Source organism: Cyanobium sp. BA20m-14 (genome assembly GCF_024346295.1).
In genome coordinates, this window is record NZ_JAGQCR010000002.1 from 40706 (window position 1) to 47273 (window position 6568).

Annotated in this window: 6 protein-coding genes and 1 tRNA gene; 6 read left to right on the forward strand and 1 reads right to left on the reverse strand. The window is 49.9% G+C overall.

What is annotated here, in order from left to right; all coding sequences use genetic code 11:
* The first annotated feature begins 1 nt into the window (after nt 1).
* From KBZ07_RS00525 to KBZ07_RS00550, 6 genes are all read left to right on the forward strand, one after another.
* Nucleotides 2-72: transfer RNA gene (locus KBZ07_RS00525), tRNA-Cys, on the forward strand.
* Between the two features lie 615 nt (nt 73-687).
* Complete coding sequence (locus KBZ07_RS00530) at nt 688-2688, forward strand: acyltransferase family protein (protein ID WP_254929781.1); 2001 nt, start codon at nt 688-690, stop codon at nt 2686-2688.
* A gap of 208 nt (nt 2689-2896) precedes the next feature.
* Nucleotides 2897-3469, forward strand: a complete 573-nt coding sequence (locus KBZ07_RS00535; RefSeq protein ID WP_254929788.1) for a recombinase family protein — start codon at nt 2897-2899, stop codon at nt 3467-3469.
* Nucleotides 3470-3871: 402 nt separating this feature from the next.
* A complete protein-coding gene (locus KBZ07_RS00540) occupies nt 3872-4483 on the forward strand; it encodes a hypothetical protein (protein WP_254929782.1) in 612 nt (203 codons plus the stop codon).
* Between the two features lie 387 nt (nt 4484-4870).
* Complete coding sequence (locus KBZ07_RS00545) at nt 4871-5002, forward strand: hypothetical protein (RefSeq protein ID WP_254929783.1); 132 nt, start codon at nt 4871-4873, stop codon at nt 5000-5002.
* Complete coding sequence (locus KBZ07_RS00550; RefSeq protein WP_254929784.1) at nt 4999-5289, forward strand: hypothetical protein; 291 nt, start codon at nt 4999-5001, stop codon at nt 5287-5289. The genes KBZ07_RS00545 and KBZ07_RS00550 overlap by 4 nt, the downstream gene beginning before the upstream one ends.
* Before the next feature lie 127 nt (nt 5290-5416).
* Here the strand turns inward: KBZ07_RS00550 and KBZ07_RS00555 are convergent.
* A partial coding sequence (locus KBZ07_RS00555; RefSeq protein ID WP_254929785.1) for a hypothetical protein occupies nt 5417-6568 on the reverse strand: 1152 nt, incomplete at its 5' end.

Below are 6568 nucleotides of genomic sequence, written 5' to 3' on the forward strand. Positions count from 1 at the left end.
CGGCGGCATGGCCAAGTGGTAAGGCAGAGGATTGCAAATCCTTTACCCCCAGTTCGAATCTGGGTGCCGCCTTTTTTGAGAGAGTTCCGAACCCACCATATTTGGTGCTTCCTGGGTCCTTTTGACGCCCTTGAACACTATATGTGGGGTTTTCCGAGTGTTGCTCTTTGATTCTGAACCTGCTCTGGCGGAAGGTGAGTGGAAGGTGAAGAGGGGTCTGACTGGGGTGGTCTCAGCGGTTCCCAGAATTAACCTTCCCACTGTTCGCAGCAGGTTGTTTCCGAGGCACCCTCACCTTCCACCTACCGCCTGGGCGCCCCGAGGCACCCTCAACCGCCCTCAGAGCATCTACAAGACCCTGCTGCGCCCCCTGATGGCACTTGGCGTCAAACTCCTGCTGGTGGAGACCCCTTGATCAGTAGGCACCTCCTGGGCGCCTCAACCAGCAGCAAACGCTTCAGAGAGACGCTGGAACCGTGCCAGGAGGACGCACCTCGCGATTTGAAACCTGTTGATGGCAGTGCTCAGGGCAGAAAAACGAGAGGAACCAGCACCCAACCCATCAGATCCGAAATCTATGCAGGGAATGCATAACTGCCTGGTGACAGATGGGAGGTCAGGAAAGAAAGGCAGTGATCGCAACCCGCATAAAGTGGAACTGTTGCAACCAGTCCTGACGCACCTGATATGCCGACGACTCCAAGCAGCAAATACAGACCAGAAATTGACGGTCTAAGGGCATTTGCGGTGGTTGCCGTCATCATCAACCATTTCAACAAGGATCTACTGCCAAGCGGATATTTGGGCGTTGATATTTTCTTTGTAATCTCTGGGTATGTGATTACTTCATCGCTGGCGGGAAGGGAGTCCAAGAACTTCCTGGATTTCCTGTCGGGGTTTTATGAGCGGAGGATCAAGCGCCTGGTGCCTGCGCTGGTGGTCTTCGTCCTGATCACCAGTGTGCTGATTTCGCTTTTCAATCCCGATCCAGGGGTGGCGCTGAAGACGGGGATTACCTCGCTTTTTGGTTTGTCAAATTTATATCTGCTCAAAACATCAACGGATTATTTTGCCCAATCAACCGAACTAAATCCATTCGTCCATACCTGGTCACTGGGTGTTGAGGAGCAGTTCTACCTGCTGTTCCCATTCCTGATCTGGTTCTCGGGGTTCGGGCGGCAGACAGCGAAAGGAGCACGAAACCTGTTCTTTTGGGTTGGGGCACTAACGATCGCTTCACTTATCGGATTCATTTACCTCTATCAGGTCAATCAACCTGCCGCTTACTTTCTGATGCCCACCCGCCTTTGGGAGATGGCAGCAGGATGCCTGGTCTTCATTGGATTTCTGAAGAGGGCACGGATTGAGCAAGCACTGGAGCAAATTCCCCCACTCCTCGTTGTGGCAGCGATGGTTGGGGTGATGTATTTGCCAGTTGCAGCAGCGGTTCCCGCAACAATTGGAATAGTGGTGCTGTCAGCAGTTCTGATCGCCTGCCTGAAGAAGGGGACTACTGCTTACCAGTTTTTTACTCTTGAGAAGGTCGTTTATATCGGTTTGATTTCTTATTCGCTCTACTTATGGCACTGGACTGTCCTTTCAATAAGTCGTTGGACTATCGGCATTCACTGGTGGTCTGTGCCGATTCAAATCGGAGTGATGCTCGGTCTGGCAATGCTTTCATACGCAAAAATAGAAACACCAATTCGGAAGACTAAGCGGCAGATCGCAAGAACATTGGCAATAGTGGGAGGAGTAGGCATTCTCGCCTCCACTGCACTATCCGCCAGCGGCGTGGCGCCCCAGTTAATTCAATACGCGAAGCGATATGCCAGCAAGATTGCGCTACCAACGAGCAACCCAGTCATCCTTTCCACATGGTGGCATGACAAAGAGGGGAGATACATTGAATACTGCCATGTCAAAGGCGAGTTTTCTAAGCAGATTATGATCAATTGTCTCGGTTCTTCATCTTCCACCACAAAGAATCAATCCACAGGTTTCCTGTTGGGAGACAGTCATGCCCGAAATTACTTGATCGCCGCAAAAAATGCATTCCCAGAGCATACAATTAAATATCTAACGATGGGATATGGGTGCGCCTTCTTGCCAGACAGCATGATCAGTGAGTCCATTGACTCAACAGCAAAGTGCGCCAAATATGTTGAAGAAGCAAGCAAGTATGTTCGGAAACTGGCAAAACCTGGAGATGTCGTTTTCATAGGTCAGGCATTGCGAGACGGTGATTTTCTTGCGCGATCAACACCCGAATACTTTTCCCACATAGAGGCGTTCGCCAATCACCTTCATGATACAAAAGTCCCCGTTGTCATCTTTGACGGAACTTATCCACCAGGAAAACAACCTGAACTCTGTAGCAAGGAACTTTGGCGCCCATTCCCAAATTATAATAACTGTCAAAAACCTATTAGTGCCAATAAAATGGCGTATTGGCAATTTGACAGCAAAGCGCATGAACTCGCAAGAAGAAGTCAAAATATATTTTATGCTCCGCTGCGAGCGGGATTATGCAGCAGTGAAACTTGTGGGCAATATACATTATCTGGAGCGCCAATATGGCACGACAATGGTCACATAACAGAAGCGGCAAGTGGCGAATTGGCGGGACTGCTAAGAAAAGTACTCCGCGAGGGCGGTTTTTTTGATTATTCCAGTTCGGCGCAATAGCGCAAAGCGACTTATTCACAAGTATTGATCCAAACAAGTATTAATTTTATCTATGGTTTTTGTCCGCCTTTATCTGAAATCCACTACAAGGCGTTCTAAAAACCGAACGGAAACCAGATCATCGCCAGGAACCCCCGAAACAGGCGTCTGACTGTTCCAAAAACTGTGTTCGGGTGCTATGGTTTCCATAACACCTCTTTTTGGAACAGTGACTGCCCGAAGCGTTGGATACGCCCGTTGCTCCACCACCCACCAAAACACTGACGCTCAGGTCTCCGCTCTGAAGGCGGCAGGGTGTGCGGTGGTTTTCCAGGAGACCATCAGCACCAGGACGGTGGAGAAAAACCGACCTCAACTCCAGGCGGCACTGAATGCCCTGGTGGAGGGTGACGAACTGGTGGTGGCGAAATTGGATCGCTTGGGCAGGGATCAGCGGAGTGTCATAAACCGTCTCCACGACCTCCAGGATCGGGGCATTTACATTCGCACTCTGGACAATTTGGTGAATACGAAGGCGATGGGGAAGTTCGCCCCTGTGCTGATCGGACTCCTGACGGGTCTGGCAGAGGTGGAGCGGTCACTTATCCGTGAGAGGACTCTGGAGAGCGTTCAGCATCGGCGGGAAACAGGCGGAAAACTTGGAGGCAGACCTAAGACCAACCACGCCAAAGAGCGCCTGGTGCTGCGCTTGAGGGATGAAGGGTGCTCTTACCGCTCCATCAGAGAGCAGACGGGACTTGCTCTCTCCACTATTCGCCGCATCATCAGCGAGACAGAGTGAAAACACCCTGATTTTCTCAACAGATACTTCAGGGTAAATCTTTAGAGGTCGGAGTACTCATTGAAAAGAGCAAAAAGAATGTAAGTCCGCAATGTTTCTGTGCGGTCTTAGACGGCGCTTTATCGCAGGTTGGTTGCTAAAATGTCAAATCTGCTATATAATTACTGGAGACAATCAAATCGCGGAAGCATCAGGCAGAGGTCTTTTGTGGAAACGAAATGAATATAGGGATTTGCTGGGAAATGTCCATTCCACAGAGGAATAAGAAGTGAGAACTCATAAGGGTTCTGAAATCCAGAAAGACCAAGGCGCCTGAATCAATAAAGTAATACTTCCTTGTCAACTATGAATTGCACAGAAGACCGTTGCGAGCGCAGTGAGCAACATTCACACGCAAAGCGTGTGAATGAATCAGGACAACTCAAGAACTCACCAGTATTCAGAGAACTTAGGACTACTCAGGATTCCTCTAAGATCCATAAGGCAATAGTTGAATACCAATTCCAGGAGGTTTTCCAACCCCACTGGTTCGGCAATATCCAATGGCAACCATTTATTGCTGATTACACTTCAGCAGTGAAGGAGACAAGGCACTTCCGAAACAAGTTTTTATGTGCCCTCCTGAACACGAAACCCAAGAAGATTCCGAATCCTCCTGAGCGTCCAAGAATCATTTGGTTTCACGAAAAAGCACCTGTAAATATCAATCCTCAAGACTCCTCAAATCCCCGCTACAAGATCGCCTACCACACCCACTTTCACCTTGAGGAATGTCCTGAACCTTATGATTCCTGGATTCACTTGGATTGGTTGATTCATCAAAAGGTTGCCAAAGGGTTTCATCGCTTCTCCACCAGCAACTCAGTAGAGAACAAAGGGTTCATCCTGAAACCCTGGATCCGCGAGCATCACGCCAACTATAACCTCAAGGACTACTACCGATTCAAGCACCATCAGGATTCGGACTTGGTGCTGGACATTGAAAACTCTGACTTGGAGTTCTCCAGGAACTAAATAGAAAGAAGACAATTATATCAAAACTAAATGAATCAAACTCTTTGCCCCGAAGGAAGATCAATCAATATTTTCTTTGGACAAAAGCATCAGGACACATTTGAGGAGTTTGAGTTCCTCTCCAAGTCCTTGAGGCGCTCCAGGACGGGAACCCTTCACTTCCTCCTGACCCATTACAGATGGTATGAGAAGTATAAGCAAACAGTGGTATGACTATGGCAAAACCAATCCTCTTGGATTCCGTTGAATACGAAATGCTTCTTGAGGTCGCCAAGCGAAACCGCCTGAAACCAGAGCAGTTTCTCAAGAAAATTATTCAATCGGCATATGGACAACTCAAGTAAGCAGCAGGCGCTTTCCAAGATCCGTTTCTTGGAGGATCAACTGGTGTCCCTGGATCACTACCTTCCTGAGACCTACGACTACCTGATGCGGGAGTTGGACATTCAGAAGCGGATCTTGGTGGAACTGGAGGTGCAGGAGACCTTTGCTGCTATTGATACAGGACTAACCAGATGACCTGCTCCATTCACGACTCCCGACCACTTTCCGAAAAAGACGACGACCTGAGAGCACTGGATGCCATACAGGCAGTTCTGGAGGACAACATTGCCGATTATGCCCTGGAGAACCCTGAAAATCTTTATGACGAAGACCAACGGGAGATTTTGAGAAAACTGGAGTTTTCCAAAGGCACACGGTCATTCTGTTTGGTCATTTCGCCAGATGGACACTGGCGTTTGATGAACCAGAAGTTCCCGCGCCTCCTGCTGATGGAGATTCACAATGCTCTTATCGCTGATTGATGCGTTGAGAATTCGTGAGTCAGCAGTTGAAAATAAATCAGGGAACCTAACCTACAAGGTATTCCTCTTGACTTCAAAAAAATCCCTTGAGAAAAAATCCGTGGAGGAGTCGGTGCGTAGAAAGTCCTCAGAGTTCAACCCTCTTCACCATTGACCACTCCCCTGGGCGGATCTGTGCCCGTGCCCGCTTGGCAGTTGCTTCCTGCTCAATGAAGCGCAGGTATGTGCGCTGGAGCATTGGTTCTGAGGTCATCCCGTTCTCAGCGAAGGCATAAATGTCTGGTGCTTGCCCCAATGAAGGCATCTCCTCCAATGTGAGGCGAAATGCCGTATGGCGAATATTGGTCATCGTCACACTTTGAGAAGGGATTGGCGGGGCGCACTGGTCGAGCACATACCTCAACAGGTCGTTCAGATTCTTCTTGAGGGTTCCTGAGATGTTCGATTCCGACCTTTTGATGTGCGGGAACACCAGCAACCCTTTTGGGCGTCTCAGGTTCATCCGCCTCCAGTTCGCAATCGCATCAGGTCGGTAGTGGGTCGTTCGCTGTTGAGGTCGGTTTCCTTTGGTCTGCTCCAGTAGGCAGATGATTTCTTCGCCGTGATCCTGAAACCACTCCGCTCTGAGTCGTGGAAGGTCTTCTGCCCGTAAGTAGAAGAACCACATCAGGTTGAGGGTGTCGTAGAGATCGACCCAGTTCCGCTGGTTCAGGCGATTCGCAGGTTTCCACTCCAGCACCTTGTATTGCTGGGGCGTGAGGTCTGCCCTTGCTGCTCCTTCTGAGAGTTCAACGATCTTTCCCATCAGTCGATCCCAGTCAGATCGCTTCAGGTGCTGAACCTGCTTGATCTGTCTGGAGATGGAAGGGAAATCTGGAATCGACAGGTGGGGGAAGTCAGATCGTGCTTCCTTGAGTAGTTCCCGTATCAGCGTCTTCTGCTGTGCCTTGGTGCCTCCCATATCGTTAGTGGCGGTTCTGCGGGCATCCAGCACCGCCCAGTAGTCCGCAAAGTCAGCAGTGGTGATCTTCTCCACTGACTTCTGTGACCAAGGTTGGTGCTTCACCCCATAGAACTGTCCATCCCACTTGAGGCGAGTGTCACTGCTCCAACGGGCAAAGTTGCGTTGGGTCTTGCGCTTGCTGCTCTCACGGGCATACCACCGTTCCCAGTAGATCTCCAGAGCGTGTTGGTGCTCCGCCTCCTGCTGCTCTTTGAAGACCCGTGCTGAGCGTTGGCGTTCCTGAACCCATTCCACCGCCCTCTTCGCCGCCTCAGA